The 22,237-nt window shown below is 68.7% G+C and carries 18 protein-coding genes; 15 read left to right on the forward strand and 3 right to left on the reverse strand.

Annotated features, from left to right (window positions below; all coding sequences use genetic code 11):
* The first annotated feature begins 6 nt into the window (after positions 1 to 6).
* The 3 genes from prmC to BM175_RS12785 all read left to right on the forward strand — a co-directional run bounded on the left by prmC (position 7) and on the right by BM175_RS12785 (position 3,130).
* Positions 7 to 894, forward strand: a complete 888-nt coding sequence (prmC, locus tag BM175_RS12775; RefSeq protein ID WP_090963611.1) for a peptide chain release factor N(5)-glutamine methyltransferase — start codon at positions 7 to 9, stop codon at positions 892 to 894.
* A 336-nt stretch (positions 895 to 1,230) separates the two neighbouring features.
* Positions 1,231 to 2,559, forward strand: coding sequence for a DUF4167 domain-containing protein (locus tag BM175_RS22985; RefSeq protein ID WP_244545986.1), 1,329 nt, complete (start codon positions 1,231 to 1,233; stop codon positions 2,557 to 2,559).
* 250 nt (positions 2,560 to 2,809) lie between these two features.
* Complete coding sequence (locus BM175_RS12785; protein ID WP_139224620.1) at positions 2,810 to 3,130, forward strand: hypothetical protein; 321 nt, start codon at positions 2,810 to 2,812, stop codon at positions 3,128 to 3,130.
* A 1,289-nt stretch (positions 3,131 to 4,419) separates the two neighbouring features.
* On the opposite strand, the gene BM175_RS12790 is transcribed toward BM175_RS12785, so the two are convergent.
* The gene (locus BM175_RS12790) at positions 4,420 to 7,752 is read right to left on the reverse strand and encodes a calcium-binding protein (protein ID WP_175526849.1); all 3,333 of its coding nucleotides are present in this window, start codon (positions 7,750 to 7,752) and stop codon (positions 4,420 to 4,422) included.
* A gap of 345 nt (positions 7,753 to 8,097) precedes the next feature.
* Between BM175_RS12790 and BM175_RS12795 the strand changes: the two genes are divergently transcribed.
* Entirely contained in the window at positions 8,098 to 8,355 is a 258-nt protein-coding gene (locus tag BM175_RS12795; RefSeq protein ID WP_090963616.1) for a DUF2188 domain-containing protein, read from the forward strand.
* Between the two features lie 30 nt (positions 8,356 to 8,385).
* Here the strand turns inward: BM175_RS12795 and BM175_RS12800 are convergent, their stop codons facing one another.
* Complete coding sequence (locus tag BM175_RS12800; protein WP_175526850.1) at positions 8,386 to 10,320, reverse strand: glycosyltransferase family 2 protein; 1,935 nt, start codon at positions 10,318 to 10,320, stop codon at positions 8,386 to 8,388.
* A gap of 80 nt (positions 10,321 to 10,400) precedes the next feature.
* Between BM175_RS12800 and BM175_RS12805 the strand changes: the two genes are divergently transcribed.
* Positions 10,401 to 11,282, forward strand: a complete 882-nt coding sequence (locus BM175_RS12805; RefSeq protein ID WP_244545987.1) for a transporter substrate-binding domain-containing protein — start codon at positions 10,401 to 10,403, stop codon at positions 11,280 to 11,282.
* 114 nt (positions 11,283 to 11,396) lie between these two features.
* Complete coding sequence (locus BM175_RS12810) at positions 11,397 to 13,058, forward strand: lysine--tRNA ligase (protein WP_090963620.1); 1,662 nt, start codon at positions 11,397 to 11,399, stop codon at positions 13,056 to 13,058.
* Here the strand turns inward: BM175_RS12810 and BM175_RS12815 are convergent.
* Positions 13,047 to 13,850: a hypothetical protein gene (locus BM175_RS12815; protein WP_090963621.1), complete on the reverse strand. Its 804-nt coding sequence runs from the start codon at positions 13,848 to 13,850 to the stop codon at positions 13,047 to 13,049. The genes BM175_RS12810 and BM175_RS12815 overlap by 12 nt on opposite strands.
* A gap of 178 nt (positions 13,851 to 14,028) precedes the next feature.
* Here BM175_RS12815 and BM175_RS12820 point away from each other — a divergent pair, with 178 nt between their 5' ends.
* The 9 genes from BM175_RS12820 (at position 14,029) to BM175_RS12855 (ending at position 22,190) form a co-directional block, all read left to right on the forward strand.
* Positions 14,029 to 15,630 carry an alpha-amylase family protein gene (locus tag BM175_RS12820; RefSeq protein ID WP_090963622.1) on the forward strand — a complete coding sequence of 534 codons (1,602 nt, stop codon included), beginning with the start codon at positions 14,029 to 14,031 and terminating at the stop codon, positions 15,628 to 15,630.
* 114 nt (positions 15,631 to 15,744) lie between these two features.
* Entirely contained in the window at positions 15,745 to 16,662 is a 918-nt protein-coding gene (locus tag BM175_RS12825; RefSeq protein WP_090963623.1) for a metal ABC transporter substrate-binding protein, read from the forward strand.
* Entirely contained in the window at positions 16,659 to 17,462 is an 804-nt protein-coding gene (locus tag BM175_RS12830; RefSeq protein ID WP_090963624.1) for an ATP-binding cassette domain-containing protein, read from the forward strand. Before BM175_RS12825 ends, BM175_RS12830 begins: the two co-directional genes overlap by 4 nt.
* Positions 17,459 to 18,322 (forward strand): metal ABC transporter permease, encoded by an 864-nt coding sequence (locus BM175_RS12835; protein WP_090963625.1) that lies wholly within the window; start codon positions 17,459 to 17,461, stop codon positions 18,320 to 18,322. The genes BM175_RS12830 and BM175_RS12835 overlap by 4 nt, the downstream gene beginning before the upstream one ends.
* Entirely contained in the window at positions 18,319 to 19,161 is an 843-nt protein-coding gene (locus BM175_RS12840; protein ID WP_090963626.1) for a metal ABC transporter permease, read from the forward strand. The genes BM175_RS12835 and BM175_RS12840 overlap by 4 nt, the downstream gene beginning before the upstream one ends.
* A gap of 78 nt (positions 19,162 to 19,239) precedes the next feature.
* The gene (locus BM175_RS22730) at positions 19,240 to 19,398 is read left to right on the forward strand and encodes a hypothetical protein (RefSeq protein WP_175526851.1); all 159 of its coding nucleotides are present in this window, start codon (positions 19,240 to 19,242) and stop codon (positions 19,396 to 19,398) included.
* 91 nt (positions 19,399 to 19,489) lie between these two features.
* Entirely contained in the window at positions 19,490 to 20,512 is a 1,023-nt protein-coding gene (locus BM175_RS12845; protein ID WP_175526852.1) for a LacI family DNA-binding transcriptional regulator, read from the forward strand.
* Between the two features lie 66 nt (positions 20,513 to 20,578).
* The gene (locus BM175_RS12850) at positions 20,579 to 21,325 is read left to right on the forward strand and encodes an SDR family NAD(P)-dependent oxidoreductase (protein WP_090963628.1); all 747 of its coding nucleotides are present in this window, start codon (positions 20,579 to 20,581) and stop codon (positions 21,323 to 21,325) included.
* 13 nt (positions 21,326 to 21,338) lie between these two features.
* Complete coding sequence (locus tag BM175_RS12855; RefSeq protein ID WP_090963630.1) at positions 21,339 to 22,190, forward strand: fumarylacetoacetate hydrolase family protein; 852 nt, start codon at positions 21,339 to 21,341, stop codon at positions 22,188 to 22,190.
* The last annotated feature ends 47 nt before the right edge of the window (positions 22,191 to 22,237 follow it).

The following is a 22,237-nucleotide window of genomic DNA, read 5'->3' on the forward strand; positions in this document are numbered from 1 at the left end:
CCGGCCGTGACCGCGCCGACCGTCGCCAGCCTTCTCGGCGATCTGCGCGCGCGCCTGCGCGCCGCCGGGCTGGAGAGCGCGGACCTCGACGCCCGCCTGCTCGTCGCCGCCGCGCTCGAGCTCGATGCCGCCGGCCTGATCCTGCGAGCCGGCGACCGCGTGGATGCCGGCGCCGCGGCGCGGCTCGAGACCATGGCGGCGCGGCGGCTCGGCTTCGAGCCGGTGCACCGCATCCTCGGGTACCGGGCCTTCGGCGAACACGAGTTCGCCCTGTCGCCCGACACGCTGGAGCCCCGGCCCGACACCGAGGCGCTGGTGGATCTCGCCAGCGAGGTTCTGGCGCGCCGGGGCGACGGGCCGCTCCTCTTTGCCGATGTCGGCACCGGCACCGGGGCGATCGCCGTGTGCCTTCTGTCGCGTCTTCCGCACTCGCGCGGGATCGCGATCGATCTTGCGGAAGGGGCGCTCGCGATGGCCCGCGCTAATGCCGAGGCTGCGGGCGTCGCCGACCGCTTCTGGCCGCTGCGGGCCGACTACCTTTCGGCCCTCCGGCCGCCGCTCGACGCGGTCGTGTCCAACCCGCCCTATATCCCGACCGCCGATCTCGACGGGCTCGACCCCGGCGTCCGGCGGTTCGATCCGGCGCTGGCGCTCGACGGCGGCGCGGACGGGCTCGACGCCTATCGCCGGATCGTCGAGGAGGCGGCGCGGCTTCTGCCGGCCGGCGGCGACTTGCTGCTCGAGATCGGCCGGGGGCAGGAACACGACGTGGCTCGACTGGCCGAAGCGGCCGGGTTCGTCTCCATGGCGTGGCGGAGCGATCTCGCCGGTATCGTGCGCGCGCTGTGGTTCCGGCGCGACAGCGATGGGGAAAACGAGGGGCGGATCGCATGATTTCCAAGGTCTCCGGCCCTTTGCCCCTTGTGAGGGGAGGGGCGAGCCACTAGTGTTTCCCAGCAAAGGCGGATGACGCGAGGGGTTTGTCCCCCGACCTCGGCTTCGGAACGCGCTCCAGGTAGGACGCTCGAACGCCGCCGCCCCGTTCGGCAAGACGGCCAGGGATGGCGCCGCACCGGACAGAAAGCTTCCATGAAGGGCATTGCCAGCCGGGTCCTCGGAGCCGGGCGGCCGGGTGCCAGACAGTTCCCCCGCGAGGCGACGCGAAGTCCGCTCGCGACGCAAAGGAAGACCCGGCCCGGGACGCCGGACGATCCAGAAAACAGGATGAGCATGAGGCCAGGACAGCAGCAGCAGAACAAGCAGCGCATGCGCGGACGCGGGCAGCGCAAGGGCCCCAATCCGCTGTCGCGGAGCTTCGAGTCCAACGGTCCCGACGTCAAGATCCGCGGCACGGCCCAGCACATCGCCGACAAGTACACGACGCTGGCGCGCGACGCGGCCGCGGCCGGCGACCGGGTGATGGCCGAGAATTACCTCCAGCACGCCGAGCACTACGGCCGCATCGTGGCCGCCGCGCAGGGTCAGTTCCAGCCGAGCCAGCCCGAGCGCGACTATGCCGACTTCGACGAAGAGGACGGCGACGAGGCGCAGGGCGCCGACATGGGTCTCGGCCAGCCCTACGCCGGCGGTCAGGACCGCCAGCCGAACGGTTACCAGGGCGATCGCCAGCCGGGCCAGGGTGACCGCCAGCACGGCGCCGAGCGCCAGGGTGGAGACCGCCCGCAGGGCGACCGCCAGAACTTCCGCGACAACCAGAACGGCCGCGGCGAACGCCGCGACCACCGCGACAATCGCGGGGACCGGCCGTTCCAGAATCGCGACGGCCAGAACCGTGACCATCAGAACCGCGATGGGCAGAACCGCGACGGTTTCGCTCGCGAGGGCGGCTTCCGCGACGGCCAGAACCGGGACGGCCAGAACCGCGAGGATCGTCGCGACCGCGATCAGCGTCATCCCGGAACGGGCCCGCAGCCCTTCCCGCAGGCGTTCGAGACCGAGGGCGAGGGCGCGGCGCCTCGCCAGGACGGCCAGCGCTTCGAGGGCAGTCGGCGCGAGAGCCGCCGCGAGCGCGCCCGCATGAACGACCGCAGCGGCGAGCGCCGCTTCGAGGAGCGTTTCGGCCGCCAGCGTCATGGCGACGACGAGCCGCGCACCGATGCGCCGGCCGCCGAACACCGTCCGCAAGCCGAAACGTCCGTGCCGGCGCCGGTCCCCGCCGAGATCGCGCCCGCGCCGGTTGCCGCGGCGGAGCCTTTGGCATCCCAGCCTTCGGCGCCTGTCGCCGAAGCCGTCTCGACCGATACGACCGCCGGCGAGCCCCGCGGGCGCGGTCGTCGGCGCCGGGATGCGGCGGTGGACGATGGCGCTGCCATCGCTCCTGCCGCGCCGTCCGAACCCGTCGCTGCGCCGGTCCCGCAACCCGAAGACGCCGCGCCGCCGCGCCGTCGCGCCGCCAAGCCCGCGGTCCCGGTCGATGCACCGACGGCTGGCGAGGACGAGGCTGCGCCCAAGCGGCGCGCGGCCAAGCCCCGGCGCAAGAAGGACGAGGGTGAGGGCGGTGACGAGCGGTCCCCGGCGCTGGTCGGCACCGACAGCTGAGACGCCGGCGCCTTCCAGCCTTATTCTGAGCGAAAGGCCCGGCACATTCTGCCGGGCCTTTCGGCTTTCCGAGGCCGGCTTTCACGAGACGTGATAGTGATCGCCGGGCGACCGGCCCCATCGGAGTGGCAACCGCGCACCGCTTGTCCGTCCCATGCAACTTACCTACGGGAAGCTGTTATGAAATGGTTGCAATCATGCTGTCATGCAACCTATTGTTGCTGTCGAGGCGGAGCAGGAGCGACAAGCGGTGATCTGGGTGAGGCAGGAGGAGAGCATGGCGGGGCGGGGCGAACAACTGTCCGGGTCGATCGGGTCGGTGGGTTTCGAAGGGGCGGCGATGATGATCGGTTACAAGCTCGGCGCGAACGGTCTGGAGCCCTTGTCGGGTGACGCCACGTTGGCAGGCACGGACCCGACCGGCGAGACACAGTCGTCGCGGCAGGTCGACGAGCGCACCGCCGTCTATCTCCTGTCGCTCGCCCGCGAACTCCTTCGTCGTGACCACAGCGCGATCGCCGGGATGATCGATTATGCGATCGCCGAGATCGAGAGTGGGCCCGAGCAGTAGGCACAAGATCCCCATTGCGCCGATGGCGGCGCGCTAGGATGGAATGCAAACGCCGGCTTTCGCGCCGGCGTTCATCGTTGCACCGTCCGAGGCGGCTTCGGGTCGCCGTATACCTTCACGAGACGCGGCTTTGCGGTGTCGGCTCTTCGCTGGCCGATTGAACCAGTCCGAGGAGCAAGGATCCAATGCGCTCGGCATCGCCCACTCCCCGCGTTCGGGAATGACTTGACGCTCGATGCGCCGACACGGTCCGGCATCTGCCTCGATCGAACCTGGGTGTCGAAGCATGGTACCGCCCCGAACAGGCCCCACTGGCCCGTTGAGCGACCCTTCAGTGCCCGTGGGTTCCAGAGCCCGGATGGCACGGGGCCGGCGCACGATCGGATGTCGGTAGGCAACTTCAGTGCCAAAACACCCTGTCTGCCGCCTGTGAGGGTAGGGTGATGCTGCCTCAGTAGGCGTATCGGTTTGACATCGCGCTTCCACCGGATCGTGTCAGAACCCGGATATCAGTCGGGCCTCGGTCCGAACGGCATCTTCCGGCCCATGGCATGCGCAGGCGATCGCTTCGAGCTTTGAGGGCTTCGTGCTGACCATCCCGCACCTCTGCGGGTGTCGGCGGGAGGCCTCTCGGCGGGAACCAACCTCATTCAAAAGTGGCTCTGTCGATAGACGGCGACGCGTCGACAGCCTTGCCGGGTAGATCGGCTTAGTCGTTTCCTCCCTTCCTGGCCGGTTGCTGATGTCATCGCGGATGACAGTGGCTCCGAGCGGTTTGGGCAGGTCGTGATGGCCGGCACTCAGCGAAGATTCGCTCGCGGTTCGAATGGTCCGCGCGTCGGGCGCGGACGGCTGTCGGTAAAATCGTGTACAGCATTCCCTGACCCCCTTGGCTTTCGCTCAACCCGGTCAGCCAACGCCGATTCCCTCGGCTCGGCGGCAGGGCGTCGACTGACCCGACTAGCACTCGACGGGGCGGAGGATCACAAGATCCGGGTCCTCTCCCGCAATGGCTGAACATCAAGTCTCGTGACCCGCAGAGACCATCGCTAAGCCGATCCCGTTGCGTGTCCTCGGTCTGCATGGAGCGCAAACGATGACGAGTTCGAAGCCGAGATGCTTGAGCGAAATGTGGGACGGTTGAGCTTCGCGCGAAACGAGTGCGCCCGCTCCCTTTGGGCGGGAGCGGGCGCGCAGGGCGACCAGACTTGGAAGTATCGTGGGGATCCTAGGAGGGCACCCTGTCGGAAGGGCAGGCCGCGCGGGGCGGCCTGCCTTGGCGTGTGGCGTCAGACGATGTCCGAGGCCGCGAGGTTGGTGACGCCGGCCAGCTGCACCACCAGATCGGCGCTGCCGTTCTGGTCGCTGTCGACGAAGAGCCAGCCATCGCTGCCCACCGTCTGGAAGCTGTAGAGCGTCGGGCCCGAGGCGTTGGCAAAGGCCGCGTTGGCGTTGTTCAGCGCACCGTCGTAGGTGGCCGCCGAACCCGTTCCGAACGTCGTGGCGGAACCCGCCGCGAGGCCGAAGTCGAGGATATCGTCACCGACGGTGAAGCCCTCGATGCGATCTGCCGCACCGAACGCCGTGCCCGAAGACCCGGCGCCGAACAGGAACGTGTCGACGCCCGCGCCGGCCACCATCGTGTCGGCACCCGCGCCGCCGACGATGGTGTTGTCACCGCCGCCCGAGACGATCCGGTCGTTGCCGCCGTTTCCGTAGACTAGCGAGTCGCCCGATCCGAGGAGGATCGTATCGCTGCCGTCGGCCGCGTCGAGCGAGCTCCGGCCGCCGAAGACCGTGGCGCTGACCGACGAGTCCGACAGGTCGATGAGATCGGAATCTTCGCCGCCGTAGATCGTCACGCTGTTCGAGGCCGAGCCGCCGAAGACGGAGATTGTGTCGTTGCCGACGCCGCCGAAGATGGTCGACTGGCTGGTCACGTCGCCTTCGAGGTTGAATTCGAGCGTGATGTCGTCCGCACCGCCGTTACCGGTAATGAGGGCGTTGCCCGAGCCCTCCGCGACGACATAGATGTCGTCGGCATCGTCGGTCGGGTCGACGCCGGTCTGACCACCGAACACGGTGACGTTGCCGTCGCCGAACTCGACGTAGATGTCGTCCGAACCCTGGTCGCCCGAAACTTGCGAGTTGTCGCCGATCGCGTCCGCAACATAGGCATCGATCGTGTCGTTGCCGACACCGCCGTAGACGGAGGCTGCCGCGGCGATGACCTCGATATAGTCGTCTCCGCCGTTGCCGAAGACCAAGGCGTTGCCGAAGGTTTCGACGTAGATGTCGTCCGCGTCGTCCGTCGGATCCACGCTGCCGGTGCCGCCGTAGACGGTCACGTCGTCGTAGGCGTCGATATCGATCACGTCGGAGCCCGCGCCGCCGTAGACGAGGGACTTGCCGGTGAGAGTTCCACCCTCACCGAAGACGAGGCCGCCGTAGAGGGTGTCATCGCCGTCACCGCCATACACGGTGGCCTCGCTCGACTCCCATTCGACGTAATCGTCGCCGCCATTGCCGAAGATCAGCGCGCTGCCAGATACACCGACCGAAATCTCGTCGTCGCCATCGTTCGGATCGACATCCGCACCACCGCCATAGACGGTGGCGTTGCCGCCGCCGGTCACGGTGATCTCGTCCTCGCCGGCACCGCCGACCACGAGTGCCTCGGTATTAAAGGACACATCGAGCAGATCGTCGCCCGTGCCGCCGTAGACCGTGACGCGGTTGCCGGTGACGAGGACGTCATCATCGCCTTCGCCGCCATAGACCTCGTTGTCACCCGTTCCCTGAACGACGATCAGGTCGTCGCCGCCGTTCCCGGTGACGAGGTTGTCGCCGTTGCCGAGAACCACGATGACGTCGGCGCCGTCATCGGCGTCCACCGCGCTGTCGCCACCATAGACCGTGTTGTCGCCGTTCGAGCGCACGAGAATCGCATCGACGCCGCCCGTTGGATCGGCGCGCTCGAGGGCGTCCAGGATGTCACCGAAGTCACTGTTGAGACCGTCGGGCAGGAGGCTGGTGTAGCTCGAGGCGTCGTTGTCGCCGCCGACCACGAGATTGCTGCCGTTGCCGGGCTCATCACCGAACACGTTGATGCCGATGACATCTCCGCCCAGGCCACCATAGATCGTGTTGTCGCCGGTTCCCTCGACGAGGACGAGATCGCTGCCGCCGTTGCCGTAGAGGAGGTTGTTTCCGTTGCCGATGACGCCGATGATGTCGCTACCGTCGGCTGCGTCTTCCGCACCCGTTCCGCCGTACACCGTGTTGTCGCCGTTGCTTTCGACGAGGATGGCATCCACGCCGGTGACTTCGCTGGCAGCCGCGAGAGACGCGGGATTGAAGCCGGACAGGAAGGCGACAGCCAGACCCGGATTGAGCACCGAGCTCGTGTTCCCGCCGCCGTAGATCAGGTTGTTGCCGTTGGAGCCTTCCGCACCGACGACGATCACGTCGTTGCCGTCGCCGCCATAGACACTGTTGTTGCCGATGCCGTTGATCTGGATGAAATCGTCACCGCCGTTGCCGTAGACGAGGTTGTCCCCGTTGCCGTTGACGGTGATCTCATCGCCGCCGTCCGTCGGATCGCTTGCGCCGGTGCCGCCGTAGATCGTGTTGTCGCCGTTGCCGGTAACCGTGATCTCGTCACTGCCTTCGCCGCCGTAGATCAGGTTGTCACCGCCACCTGCCACGATCGTGTCGTCGCCCTGGCCGCCGTAAACCGTGTTGTCACCCGCGCCGGCATCGATCGAATCGTTCCCCTCGTTGCCGAAGATCAGATCGTCGCCGTCGCCGCCGGAGATGGTGTCGTTGCCGGTGCCACCGATGATGGTGTCGTTGCCGGCACCGCCGATCAGGGAATCGTTGCCCGTGCCGCCGTCGATCGAGTCGTCGCCGGCTCCCCCGTCGATGGTGTCGTTACCGGAGCCGCCCAGAAGCGTGTCGTTGCCGGTCCCGCCGTTGATCGAGTCGTCGCCGGCACCGCCGTCGATCGAATCGTTGCCGCCACCGCCGATGATGGTGTCATTACCGGACCCGCCGATCAGCGTGTTGTCGCCACCGTCACCGATGATAACCTCGCCGCCGTCGCCTACGACGCCGCCATCACCCGGGAAGATCACCAGCTCGCCGTTGATCTCCAGAAGACCGTTCAGAATGCTGATGTCGACGCCAACCAGCAGAAGCTGGGCGCCGTTGCTCAGCGTCAGCTGAACGTTCCCGTCGACCTCCAGGATATCGGTGACGCTCAGGTCCCCGAGGTTGAGATCGAGGATGCCGGTGAGATCATCGAGGTTGTTGATCGTCAGAATGTCGCCGGGTAGAATCTCGGTGAGGTTGAGAATGCCACCGTCGACCGGAATATCGATGACGTCATCGATCGGCAGCAGCAGAAGCTCGCCATTGATCTCGATCAGTCCGTTCAAGGCTCCGAGATCGATATCGGCGAAGATGATCTGGGCGCCGTTGCTCAGGGTCACCCGAACATCGCCTTCAACTTCGATCAGGTCTGCAATCTGCAGATCGCCGAGCTCGAGGTTGAGGACATCACCCTCTTCGAAGCCGCCGATGGTGACGACGTTGCCGGCCACCGCATCGACCAAGTCCAACGTGCCATCCACGATCTCGGTAGGGTCGCCACCGATGACACCCCCAATAACGTCAATAACATTAAGCGGCATGACGCCCCCACGATGCGCGGCTCTCCACACGCAGGGAGAGCGCCGTTGCGATTGATGAACCTACTTAAGGTTGCAACCGCAGATAAGGACGACTCGCAAGGGCAATGCAACCGAAAATTGCATGGAGAAATTCGGATTGCAACTTGGTGGCAATCCTGCAACGCCCGGCTGTGGCGACCCGGCCGGGGAGGAGGCGGAAATCCGGGCCTTTCCCGGAACGTGCCGTCGGGGCCGGCGTTCTGCGTGTCAGTCGACACTGCATGGAGGAGACCGATGTCCGACATCCACTACAAGATCGTCGAGCACGACGGCGGATGGGCCTACAAGGTCGGGGACGTGTTTTCCGAGACCTTCCCGACGCACGACCGGGCGCTGGCCGCCGCGCGCGATGCCTCGTCGCGGCAGGAATTGGCCGGCGAGACCGCCGGCATCCAGTATCAGGACGGCAGCGGCGTCTGGCACGAGGAGGTCGCGCGCGGGGACGACCGGCCCCATGCCGACGTGGTGGACGGCGAGGCGTCGCGCGCCTAAGACCGGTCGCTTCGGCGCTAACCTAGCGGTTCAGGACCCCGAGGCCGGTTCGCGGTGCGGGGTCTTTTCCCACATGTGCGGGGAGTGGAAGAGCTGGCCGATGGCACGCAGCCCTGCAAGACTGACGATCAGCCAGTAGAACCATAGGGACCAGAGGCGGGGCAGGAGCGGGCGCTCGGCCTCGTTGGCGACGAGCCGGGCGGTCAGGATGAACACCGCGTAGGCCAGGGCGATGTTGAGGGCGTCGACCGCGGCAAGGACCCCGGCCGACAGGTAGATCTCGCCGTGCACGAGATAGGCGTAGGCCGCCGCAAGGAGATGCCCCGCGAACATCACGTGCATCAGGCTTGCCGCGATCATGCCGCCGAACAGGATCTGGAAGGTCAGGAAGGCGCGGGGCCCGAGCTGGCGGCAGGCCAGCCGCGGGTCGCGCATGTGAACCAGCCAGGTCTGGCACCATCCCTTGATCCAGCGCGTGCGCTGGTTGCGCCAGTCGAGGAAGCGCGAGGGCGCGATCTCCGAGGTCGGCGAGGCGATGGTGCCGATCCGGTAGCCGAGGCGCGACAGGCGGATGCCGAGGTCGGCGTCCTCGGCGACGTTGTGGCTGTCCCAGCCGCCGGCCTCGACCAGCGCCGCACGGCGGAAATGGTTGGATGTGCCGCCGAGCGGCAGCGGCAGGCCGCGCCGCGCCAGCCACGGCAGGATCGCCCGGAAGAGGACGGCGTATTCCAGCGCGAAGAGGGTCTCCAGCCAGCCGTTGGCGGCGTTGCGAATGACGAGCGGCGCCTGGACGCAGGCGAGCGAGGCCGATGATGCCTCGAAGGCGGCGTGCGCGGCGCGCAGCTGGCCGGGATCGGGCCGGTCCTCGGCATCGAAGAGGACGACATAGTCGCCGCGCGTCAAAGGCAGGGCGAAGTTCAGGGCCTTCGGCTTGGTGGTCGGGTTGGTTCGCGGTGTCGCGATGACGGAAAAGTTCGCCTCGCCAGCGATCGCCCGTTCCACCGCCATGATCGTCTCGGGATCGTTCGCCTCGCAGACGAAGAACACCTCGAGCCGCGAGCGCGGCCAGTCGAGGGCGGCCATCGCGCGCGCCAGGGGCTCGGCCATCGCCGCCTCGCGGTGGAGGGCGACGAGAACAGAATAGATCGGCGCGGGCGCGACCGTTCGCCGATTTGCCGGCAGGGCCGGGCGCGGCCGCGCGGCGAGCGCCGTGCCGACGAGGACGCGCAGGCGAAACAGCGTGAAGCACAGGGCGCAGAGGCTCGCCGTCGCATGCGCCGCGAACCAGAAAGGACCGGGCGCCGCGAACCAGGCATGCGCCAGCGCGACGAGGACGAGCACCGCGACGGCCGCCTGCGCCGGCGTCAGCACGTCGCGCGCCGACCAGCGGTTGTGATCGGCGGCAAGGCTGAGGCGCGCGCGCGTCGAGCGTTCGGAGGCGCTCGCCGCGCCGCGCTTGGCGGCGATGTCGGACAGGGTCGCGATGCGCAGCGTCGTGGCGAGCTCCGGCGCGCGTGCGACACGCCGGGCGAGGCCCTCCAGCCGGTCGAGCCGCGGGGCGAGGTAGAGCCGGGGGCGCATGGCGGTGTCGCACGTTTTGGCGTGACGCTCCGACGCGTCGAAGGCGCCGCGCCCGTCGCGCAGCAGCGAGGCGTCGTCGCGGATCGGCTCGAAGCGGAGGCCGAGGACCGCCGCCAACGTGCGGGCCAGCGTCGCCTCGTCGATGACGCCAGCCGCGATCAGTTCCTCGTCGGCGCTGGACCCGTTCCGCTCGGCGAGCCGGCAGGCGGCATCGAAGCGCTCCGCATCGAGGCCGAGCCGCGCCAGGGCTTCGGCGACGACGGGCGGAAGCGTCGGCAGGCCGGCATCGGCGAAGGCGAGAGCGTCCGCGGCGAGCGCCGGCGCCGAAACCAGGCCGAGGCCGCTGGCATCCTCGTCCGCGAGGGCATATTCCGATACACGCAACAGACCAGCCCTCGAACGCGAGTCCCCTTGCGAGGATCGATCACATTTTGGGTTTGAAAACGGTGCCGGAGAAGAAACCCTTGCGTGCATTCCTCGCCGTCAGCGTGCTGGCCATGCAGCCCTGGGTTGTTCCATCGGCCGCGTATGCGCAGAACGCGCCGTCTGCCTCGCCGCCCTCGGCATCCAGCACCGTGGTGCCGACCCCGAATTTCTGGGACCAGGGCCAACGGTTCGCCGAGCCGGACCTGTCGGGCCGCGCGCGCGTCCGCTTCCTCACCTCGGTCGATTTCGCGCCGTTCAACTTCCTCGATCAGCGCGGCCGTCTCGCCGGCTTCCACGTCGATCTCGCCCGGATGATCTGCGAGGAGCTCGACATCGCCGCGCGCTGCCAGATCGAGGCGCGGCCGTTCGCCGAACTCGGCGATGCGCTGGCGGCGGGCGACGGCGAGGCGGTGATCGCCGGCCTTGCGCTCAACGCCGACAACCGCGCGCGCTTCGCCTTCACCCATCCCTTCTTCCGCTATCCCGCACGCTTCGTGACGCTGAACGCACGCCCGCTCGACACCGAACTCGAGGCGGGCCTCTCCGGCGTCCCGGTCGGCGTCGTCGCGGGCAGCGCGCACGAGGCGATGCTGGCGGCCTTCTTCCCGCGGGCGAAGGCCGTCGCGCTGCCGACGCGCGAGGCGGCCCTCGAGGCGCTGCGCACTGAGCGCGTGCGCGCCGTCTTCGGCGACGGGGTCGGCCTGTCCTTCTGGCTGTCCAGCGAGGCGGCGGCGGACTGCTGCACCTTTGCCGGCGGTCCCTATCTCTCCGACCATTTCCTCGGCGAAGGGCTCGCCATCGCGGTGAAACCCGAGGACGAGGATCTGCGCTCGGCCTTCGACTATGCGATCGGGCGGATCGTCGCGAGCGGGCGGATGTCGGAACTCCTCCTGCGCTATTTTCCCGTCAGCGCCTTCTGAGTTCCCGCCCGCCGTTGACGGCGGGACGCTCAAAAACCATAGACGGGTCTGGTCGATGCGAGCCCCGCCCTTTCCTGTGCGCCGTGGCCTCGCGGCACGAAAGGGCGATCCACCATGGGCGTTGAGAGCGAAGCGGCGGGCCGCAACAGGCCGGACATCCTCGAGGCGGCGCAGACCTCGCAGGCCTGGCCGTTCGAGGAAGCGCGCAAGATCGTCGCGCGCCTCCAGCGCACCGGCAAGCGCGAGGCGCTGTTCGAGACCGGCTACGGCCCGTCGGGCCTGCCCCATATCGGCACCTTCGGCGAGGTCGCGCGCACGACCATGGTGCGCAACGCCTTCCGCATCCTGACGAACGACGAGATCCCGACCCGGCTCATCTGCTTTTCCGACGACCTCGACGGGATGCGCAAGATCCCCGACAGCGTGCCCGACCGCGCGGCGCTCGAGCCCTACCTGCAGCGCCCGCTCTCCGACGTGCCGAACCCGTTCGGCGGCGAGGAGACGACGTTCGCCGGCCACAACAACGCGATGCTGCGCCGCTTCCTCGACACGTTCGGCTTCGACTACGAGTTCGCGAGCGCGACCGAGTACTACCGCTCCGGCCGCTTCGACACGGTGCTCCTGCGCGCGGCCGAGCGGTACGACGACATCATGGGCGTGATGCTGCCGACGCTCGGACCCGAACGCCAGGCGACCTACAGCCCGTTCCTGCCGATCTCGCCCACCACCGGCCGCGTCCTCTACGTGCCGATGCGCCATGTCGACGCGAAGGCCGGCACGATCACCTTCCTCGACGAGGACGGCATGGAGACGACGCTGCCCGTCACCGGCGGACAGGTCAAGCTCCAGTGGAAGCCCGACTTCGGCATGCGCTGGGCGGCGCTCGGCGTCGACTTCGAGATGTTCGGCAAGGACCACCAAACCAACGCCGTGGTTTACGACCGGATCTGCGAGATTCTGGGCGGCGAGGCGCCGGAGCACTTCGTCTACGAGCTCTTCCTCGACGCCGAGGGCGCCAAGATCTCGAAGTCCAAGGGCAACGGCCTGTCGATCGAGGAATGGCTGACCTACGCCTCGCCGGAAAGCCTCGGCCTCTACATGTTCAACAAGCCGCGGGCGGCCAAGCGCCTCCACTTCGACGTGATCCCGAAGGCGGTCGAGGACTACTACGCCTTCGCCAGCGCCTTCGAGCGGCAGGATACGAAGTCGCGCCTCCAGAACCCGACCTTCCACATCCATGGCGGCGAGCCGCCGGTGAAGGGCATCCCGGTCTCCTTCGCGCTCCTTCTCAACCTCGTCTCGGCCTCCAACGCCTCCGATCCGAAGACGCTCTGGGGCTTCATCTCGCGCTATGCGCCGGGCGTGACGGCCGAGACCGATCCCGAGCTCGATCGCCTCGTGACTTACGCGCTGCGCTATTTCGAGGACTTCGTGCGCCCGACCAAGCGCTTCCGGGCGCCCGACGAGGTGGAGCGCGCGGCGCTGGAGGATCTCGACCGGCGGCTCGCCGCACTGCCCGAAGGCGCGGACGCGGCCGCGATCCAGGACGCAGTGCTCGACGCCGCGCGTCCGATCCCGCGCTACCAGGACGAGAAGAAGAAGGGTCCGGACGGCGGCCCCGGCGTCTCGCTCGAATGGTTCTCGGCGCTCTACCAGATCCTGATCGGGCAGGAGCGGGGTCCGCGCTTCGGCTCCTTCGCGGCGCTCTACGGCATCGACGAGACGCGGCGGCTGATCGCCGATGCGCTGGCCGGGCGTCTCGCCTCAGCCGCCTGACCGGGCGGCCGTCTCGTCGTCCGCAAGACCGTAGGCCCAGATGCCGCGCCGGGCCTCGCGCGCCTCGCGCTCGGCTGCCTCGTAGCGGCTGCCGGGCGCGGCGAACGCCCAGCCGTTGCGGATCACCCAATCGCCGACATCGGCCTCGCCGAGAAGGCAGGGCGCGATGATCTCGCGCGCGTCGCGCTGGTCGGGCGACACGGCGCACATCAGCGAGCGACCGCGGATCCAGCCGCGAAGGGCGGTGCGCGCGCGCGTCGCGCAGGGCCAGGCCTGTGTGCCGTCCGTGCAGCGCGCGTCGCTCGCCACCGGCTCGACGTCCTCGACGAGAAGCGTGAGGTCGCCGGTCTTCAGCGTCCGGGCGTCCACCGCGATCGGCCGCGGGAACAGGCGATAGGACGGGCCGTCCGGCGCAGCCGCCGCGCTGGCGACCTCGGGCTCCGAGGCCGGGGGCGGGGCTTGCACGGCGGCCGGTACCTCGTCCGCTGCGGATGCTTCGGGCATTTCGGGACGGGGCGGCGTCGCTGCGCCGCTGGTCACGGCCGGCAGGCGGGTGAGGCCGGAGGTGTCGATCGGCGTCGCGTCGATGGCGCGTACCGCAGGCGCGGCAACCGGCACTGCGAGCGGCACGGCGGCCGGTTCGGAACCCGCCGTCGCATCGGCGCGCTCCACGGCCGCCGTCGGTTCGCCCGCGTCGCGGCGCCCGGAAAACAGCGTCGTCTGCGCCGGCACCACCAGGAAGAACACGGTGACGAGCGCGAGAAGGCCAAGTGCGATCCGCAGCGGTTGCATCGTCGCCGTCCTCTCTTGCCTGCCCAGGCGCGCCTCGAAACCTGATCCGGCATCAGATTACCGCCGGACGGCGCCTGCGAACAGGCCGACCCGTCGCCGATCGATCCGGCGGACCGTGCCTGCCTTGTGCCGCTCCGGCCCTAGCTAAGGCTGGCAGACCCCAAGGGAAGGACGCCGGATGCAGAACCTCTGGTACAAGAACGCGGTAATCTACTGCGTCGACGTCGACGCCTTCAAGGATTCCAACGGCGACGGGATCGGCGACTTCCGCGGGCTCGCCGACCATCTCGACCACATCGAGGCGCTGGGCGCCAACTGCATCTGGCTCCTGCCCTTCTATCCCAGCCCCAATCGCGACAACGGCTACGACGTTGCCGACTACTATAGTGTCGACCCGCGCTACGGCAGCCTCGGCGATTTCGTCGAGTTCATGCAGGCGGCCAGCGACCGGGGCCTGCGCGTAATCGTCGATCTGGTCGTGAATCACACCTCGATCGACCATCCCTGGTTCCAGGCGAGCCGCTCCGACCCGCATTCGCCCTATCGCGACTGGTACGTCTGGCGGAAGGACAAGCCGGCCGATGCCGAGGAGGGGGTGATCTTTCCCGGCGTCCAGCGGTCGACCTGGACCTACGACCGCAAGCGGCAGGAATACTACAACCATCGCTTCTACGAGCATCAGGCCGACCTCAACATCGCCAACCCGGCGGTGCGCGAGGAAATCCAGCGCATCATGGGCTTCTGGCTCGCGCTCGGCGTCTCCGGCTTCCGCATCGACGCCGCGCCCTTCATGCTGGAAGGGCTGGAGGGCGACCCGCACGCCTATCTCGCTGAACTGCAGTCCTTTCTGTCCTGGCGAAAGGCCGAGGCGATCCTGCTCGCCGAGGCCAACATCCCGATGTCCGAGGCGGACGAGTATTTCGGCGACGGCGACCGCCTGCACCTCATCTTCAACTTCCCGCTCAACCAGCGCCTGTTCCTCGGCCTCGCCCGCCTTGACGCCGCGCCCGTCGCGGACCTCCTCAAGACCCTCCCGGAGATCCCGCAGATCGCCCAGTGGGCGACCTTCCTGCGCAACCACGACGAGATCGACCTCGGGCGTCTCACCGACGAGGAGCGCGCCGAGGTCTTCGCGGCCTTCGGGCCGGAGAAGCACATGCAGCTCTACGAGCGAGGCCTGCGCCGGCGGCTCGCGCCGATGCTGGGCGGCGACGAGCGGCGCATCCGGATGGCCTTCAGCCTGATGCTGGCGCTGCCCGGCACGCCCGTCCTCTGGTACGGCGACGAGATCGGCATGGGCGAGAACCTCGACCTGCCCGAGCGACATCCCGTGCGCACGCCGATGCAGTGGACGCCGGAGGGTGCGGGCGGCTTCTCGGAGGCCGACCCGAAACGTTGGGTGCGCGCCCCTGTGATGGACGGTCCGTTCGCCCCCGCCTTCGTCAACGCCGAACGGCAGCGCGTCGAAGGCGAATCGCTGTTCTCGATCGTCCAGCGCCTGGTGCGTGCCCGGCGCGCCGCGCGCGAGATCGGCTGGGCGCCCGCCGAGGTGATCGACCTCGGGGCACCCTCGGTTCTCGCCCTGCGCGCCCGCTGGCGCGGCGGAGACGTTGTGACGCTGCACAATCTCGCCGATCGGCCGGCGACGGTCGACCTGTCGGCGGTGATGGCAGGGCGGCGCTGTATCGCCCTCCTCGGGCAGGATGCGCAGGATGCGACGGGCAACGGCGGCGTTCGGCGGCTGGGGGCCTTCGGCTTCGAATGGCTGCGCCTCGGCTGATCGTCCGACCCCTCCGGTCGACTTTCTGCGTCGATCGCCCTCGCGGGAGGATAATAGCCGAGACGGAACCCTCCTACTTGCAAACCATTCGCAATTGCATAATTTGATGCCCAGATGCTTTTGGAGATCTGCGTGACACTGTCCCGGCGACGCTTCGCCCTGTCCACCCTCGCCCTTGCCGCCGCCCTGGTATCCGTACCCGCGCTCGCCGCCGACAAGCTGAAGGTCGCCACGACCTTCACGGTCCTCGCCGACATGACGCGCAACGTCGCGGGCGACCGGGCCGAGGTGGTCTCGATCACCAAGCCCGGCGCCGAGATCCACAACTACCAGCCGACCCCGCGCGACATCCTCTCGGTGCGCGACGCCGACCTCGTCCTGTGGAACGGGCTGGGGCTGGAGCTCTGGTTCGAGCGCTTCTTCTCCCGGTTGGGGGACAAGCCCTCGGCGGTGCTGACGAAAGGCATCGAGCCGATCCTGATCGGCGAGGGGCCCTATCAGGGCAAGCCAAACCCGCATGCCTGGATGTCGCCGACGCTGGCGCTGACCTATGTCGACAACATTCGCGACGCGCTGTCTGCCGAGGATCCCGCCAACGCCGCGACCTACGCCGCCAATGCCGAGCGCTACAAGGGCGAGATCTCGGCGAGCGTCGAGGGCCTGCGCACCTCGCTCGCCGCCCTGCCCGAGGGGCACCGCTGGCTGGTGACCAGCGAGGGGGCGTTCTCCTACCTCGCCCGCGACTTCGGTCTGCGCGAGCTTTATCTCTGGCCGATCAATGCCGACTCGCAAGGAACGCCCCAGCAGGTGCGCCGCGTGGTCGACACGGTGACGGCCGAGAAGATCCCGGTCGTCTTTTCGGAAAGCACCGTCTCGCCCGATCCCGCGAACCAGGTCGCGCGCGAGACCGGCGCGCGCTACGGCGGCGTCCTCTACGTCGACAGCCTCAGCGCCGAGGGCGGACCGGTGCCGACCTATATCGACCTCCTGCGCGTGACGACGCAGACGATCGCCGCAGGCTTCTCCTCGTGAGCGCGGCTTTCGGCATCGAGGCGTCCGGCCTCACCGTCGTCTACCGCAACGGTCACGTCGCCCTGCGCGAGGCCACGTTCAGCGTTCCGCGCGGCTCGATCACGGCGCTCGTCGGTGTCAACGGCGGCGGCAAGTCGACGCTGTTCAAGTCCGTGCTCGGCCTCGTGCCGCAGTCGTCGGGTCGCGTGTCGATCCTCGGCGCGCCCGTTGGCCAGGCGCTGAAGGGGAACCGCGTCGCCTACGTGCCGCAGAGCGAGGAGATCGACTGGAACTTCCCCGTTCTGGTCGAGGACGTCGTGATGATGGGCCGCTACGGCCACATGGGCTGGCTTCGCCGCCCGAAGCCGGCCGACCACCGGGCGGTGGCGGCGGCGCTCGCCCGCGTCGGCATGGCGGACTTCCGCGCCCGCCAGATCGGCGAACTCTCGGGCGGCCAGAAGAAGCGCGTCTTCCTCGCGCGTGCGCTGGCGCAGGGTGCCGAGGTGATCCTTCTGGACGAGCCCTTCACCGGCGTCGACCTGCGCACGGAAGAGGCAATCATCGCGCTCCTGAAGGACCTTCGCCGCGAGGGCGCGGCGATGCTGGTCTCAACCCACAACCTCGCCGCCGTGCCCGACTTCTGCGACCGCGCGATCCTCGTCAACCGGACCGTGCTCGCCGCCGGACCGACCGCCGACGTGTTCACCCCGGCGCATCTGGAGCGCGCCTTCGGCGGCACGCTGCGCGGCGGGCTGTTCGGCGCGATGCCGGCCGCCTCGGCCCCCGCCGCCGGCCGCGAGCCCGTGGAGGCCGTCGCGTGAGCGCTGCGCTCCTCGAGCCCTTCACCTACGACTACATGTTCAACGCCATCTGGGTCTCGATGCTGGTCGGCGGCGTCTGCGCCTTCCTGTCGGCCTTCGTGGTCCTCAAGGGCTGGTCGCTGATCGGCGATGCGCTGTCGCACTCGATCGTGCCGGGCGTCGCGGGCGCCTACATGCTCGGCCTGCCCTTCTCGATCGGTGCCTTCCTGTCGGGCGGGCTGGCGGCCGGTGCGATCCTTCTCATCGCGCGCGTCTCCCGTCTGAAGGAGGACGTGGTGATCGGCCTGATCTTCACCTCCTTCTTCGGCCTCGGCCTCTTCATGGTCTCGATCTCGCCGGTGCCGATCGACATCCAGTCGATCGTGCTCGGCAACATCCTCGCCGTCACGCCGGCCGACACGCTGCAGCTCGTCCTCATCTCGGGCGTGACGCTCGCGATCCTGCTCCTCGCCTGGCGCACGCTGATGGCTGTGTTCTTCGACGAGAACCATGCCCGCACGATCGGCCTCGACCCGACGCTCTGGCGCGCCCTGTTCTTTACACTTCTCAGCGCGTGCGCCGTCGCCGCCATGCAGACCGTCGGCGCCTTCTTGGTGGTCGCCGCCGTGGTGACGCCGGGCGCGACGGCTTATCTCCTGACCGACCGGTTCGGGCGGATGATCGCCTTGTCCGTCGCGATCGGCGCGCTCACCAGCGGCATCGGCGCCTATGCCAGCTACTTCCTCGACGGGGCGACGGGCGGCGTGATCGTGGTGCTGCAGACGGCGCTCTTCCTTCTTGCCTTCGTCTTCGCGCCCAAGCACGGGATGTTCGCCGCGCGCCGCCGGGCGAGGGCCGAGGTCCGGGAGGCGCTGCCATGAGCGTTGCGGATCTCCTCTTCCCCTTCCAGATCGACTTCCTGCAATACGCCTTTCTGGCCGGCGCGCTGATCGCCGTGCCCTGCGCGCTTCTGTCCTGCTTCCTGGTGCTGAAGGGCTGGTCGCTGATGGGCGACGCGGTGTCCCACGCCGTCCTGCCCGGCATCGTTCTCGCCTATGCCGCCGGCCTGCCGCTGGCGCTTGGTGCCTTTGCGGCCGGCCTCTTCTGCGCTGCCGGCTCCGGCTTCCTGAAGAACAACAGCCGCATCGCGCAGGACACCGCCATGGGCGTCGCCTTTGCCGGCATGTTCGCGCTCGGCATCGTCCTCCACGCCAAGGTGCGCTCGGCGCTGCATCTCGACCATATCCTGTTCGGCGATCTCCTCGGCCTCGCGCCGGGGGATCTCGTGGAGATCGCCGCGATCGTCGTGCCGGTCCTCCTGTTCGTGGTGCTGTCCTGGCGCAGTCTCCTTCTGCACAGCTTCGACACGGTGCAGGCACGCGTCTCGGGCCTGCCCGTCCGCCTCCTGCACTACGGGCTGCTCGCCGCCCTGTCGGCCGCGATCGTCGCCTCCATGCAGGCGGTCGGCATCATCCTCGTCGTGGCGCTCCTGATCGCGCCGGGCGCGACCGCCTTCCTCCTCGTCCGCTCCTTCGGCCGGATGCTGGTGGTGGCCGCAAGCTTCGCGCTTCTCGCCTCGACGCTCGGCATCTGGCTGTCGGTGTTCCTCGACAGCGCCCCGGCGCCGACCATCGTCCTCGTCATGTCGGCCGGCTGGATCCTGGCGCTCCTGTTCGGCCGCCGCGCCCCGCGCGAGATGGAGGCGGAAGCCGCGACCTGAACCCGGCTGAGGATTTTGCGGGAAACCGCGTTTCCCCCGACGTCGTTCGCCTCCGGTGATCAACGATGGAGTGCGGGCATGCGCGAGGGCAGGCGGACGAAATCGCAGGCGACGGTGCTGATCGTCGTGGCCATTCTCGTGGCCCTGTTCCTGATCGGGCTCTGGTCCGACGGGTTCGGCCTGATGGGAACCGAGATGGCGCCCGGCACGACGACGCCGCCCGGCAATCCGACCTGACGAGTGCCGGGCTTGGCGGGGGCGCCCCCGCCTCGCTATGACGGGTGGCCGGGACGCGCTGTGCGCCCGGCACCGGAGACGCGGATCACGCATGAACGCCGTGAGGCAGAGCCGGGCGACGATCAAGGACGTCGCGCGCGAGGCGGGCGTCTCGGCGATGACCGTGTCCAACGTCATCAACAACAAGACGCAGTTCGTGGGGGCGGCGGCTCGCGCCCGGGTCGAGGAGGCGATCGCGCGCCTCGGCTACCGCCGCCAGTCCAGCGCGCGCAACCTGCGGGGGCAGGGACCGCGCTCGATCGGCATGGTGATCGTCGACGAATCGCCGGCCTTCCTTGCAAACTTCTTCACCGCGCAGCTCGTCGCCGGTCTTGCCAACGTCCTCAACCGCGCGGACTGGACGCTGACGCTCTCCGGGCTCCATCCCGACCAGCTCGCCGCCTCCAACCTGATGCGGACCTATGACGTCGGCGGGCTCTGCGCCATGGTGTCGGGCGAGCGCGCGGCGCGCCACGACATCGTGCGGCGCCTCAGCGACCTCGGCCAGCCGGTGGTCCTCTTCCAGGAAGTGGTGGAGACCGATGGGCGCGACCTCTGCCTTGTGCGCCAGGACGACCGGGGGGGCGGCCGCCGGGTCGGTGCCCATCTCGCGCGTCTTGGCGTGTCGCGCGTCCTCGCGATGCTGCCGCGCCAGAGCTGGCCGGCGATCGAGAACCGGCTCGGCGGTCTCGGCCAGGGGCTCGGCGCCGAGCCGGCCGATGTCCTGCGCGTCGACCATGACGACTTTTCCGCCGTGCAGGAGGCCCTGCGCCTGTGGATCGCCGAAAATGGCCTGCCGGGCGCGGTCTGGGGCGCCAACGACCAGATCGCCTCGGCCGCGCTCCTCCATCTTCTCGACCGGGGCGTGGCGGTGCCGGGCGCCGTGCGCGTCGTCGGCTTCAACGACTTCCCCGCCCACCGGCATGCGCGCCCGCGTCTGACGACCCTGGCTTCGCCCGCCTATGAGCTCGGCGAGCGGGCGGGCGAGGCGATGCTGAAGCGCTTGGAAACCGGGCGCTTCGAGACGCAGGACCTTTGTCTCCCCGTCGCCTTTCTCGCCGGGGAGACGGGATGAGAGCGGCTTGCAGGCGGTTTCATGTAACGTTAAACAAGGGGCGAGGGCGTCCTTGGGAGGGGAAGCATGAACCGCATCGATCTTGAAGGCCAGGTCGCCGTCGTCACCGGCGGCGCGCAGGGCATCGGCTTTGCCGTGGCGCAGCGTCTCGTCGCGTCCGGCGCCCGCGTCAGCCTCTGGGACACCAATGTCGAACTCCTGCGCGACGCGGTGGCGGCGCTGGGGGAGGCCGCGTCGTCGCAAACCGTCGACATCACCGATCTCGCGGCTCTTGGCCACGCCCATGCCGCTGTGGAGGCGGAGGTCGGCCCGGTCTCGATCCTCGTCAATTCCGCCGGCATCGCCGGCAAGAACGCGACGCTCGACGAATACGACCCGGACGAATGGCGCCGCGTCGTCGAGATCAACCTGAACGGCACGTTCTACGTCAACCGCACCGTGGTGCCGGGCATGAAGGCGCGGAACTACGGGCGCATCGTCAACATCGCCTCCATCGCCGGCAAGGAGGGCAACCCGAACCTCTCCGCCTATTCGGCGGCGAAAGCCGGCGTCATCGGCCTGACGAAGTCGCTCGGCAAGGAACTGGCAAAGCACGACATCGCCGTCAACGCGATCACGCCCGCGACCGCGCGCACGCGCATCCTCGAGACGCTGACGCCCGAGTTCATCGACTACATGCTGGTGCGCATCCCGCGCGGCCGGTTCCTGGAGGTCGAGGAGGCCGCCGCGATGGTGGCCTGGCTCGTCTCCAAGGACAATTCCTTCACCACCGCCTCGGTCTTCGACCTGTCGGGCGGCCGAGCCACCTATTGAGGGGACACCACCCATGAAGCTTCTTCGCGTCGGCCAGAAGGGCCGCGAACGCCCGGCCATCCGCCTCGAGGACGGAACCCTGCGCGACCTGTCGAGCCTCGTCGACGACATCGCCGGTGAGGCCCTGTCGGACGAAAGCCTCCAGAAGATCCGCGCCGCCGACCTCGGCTCGCTGCCGACGATCGAGGGCGACGAGCGCATCGGCCCCTGTGTCGGCCGCGTCGGCAAGTTCATCTGCGTCGGCCTGAACTACGCCGACCACGCCGCCGAGAGCGGCATGGCGGTGCCCTCCGAGCCCGTCCTCTTCATGAAGGCGACCAGCGCCATCGTCGGCCCGAACGACGACGTCGTCATCCCCAAGGGCTCGATCAAGCCGGACTGGGAGGTCGAGCTCGGCGTCGTCATCGGCACCGAGGCGCGCTACGTCTCGGAAGCCGACGCGCTCGACCACGTCGCCGGCTACTGCGTCGTCAACGACATCTCCGAGCGCCACTTCCAGACCGAGCGCGGCGGCCAGTGGGTCAAGGGCAAGTCGGCCGACACGTTCGGACCGATCGGCCCGTGGCTGGTGACGCGCGACGAGGTCGCCGACCCGCAGGCGCTCTCGATGTGGCTCGAGGTCGACGGCCACCGCTACCAGGACGGCTCGACGAAGACGATGGTCTTCGGCGTCGCCCACCTCGTCCACTACATCTCGCAGTTCATGAGCCTGCAGCCGGGTGACATCATCACCACCGGCACCCCGCCGGGCGTCGGCATGGGCATCAAGCCGGAGCCCGTCTGGCTGAAGGCCGGCAACGTCATGCGCCTCGGCATCGAGGGCCTCGGCGAACAGCGCCAGGACGTGAAGGCCTACGCGGGCTGATCGCTTCGCATTTCGAGACGAGGCCGGCGGAGCGATCCGCCGGCCTT

This window comes from Aureimonas phyllosphaerae (assembly GCF_900113065.1).
Taxonomy (GTDB): Bacteria; Pseudomonadota; Alphaproteobacteria; order Rhizobiales; family Rhizobiaceae; genus Aureimonas; species Aureimonas phyllosphaerae.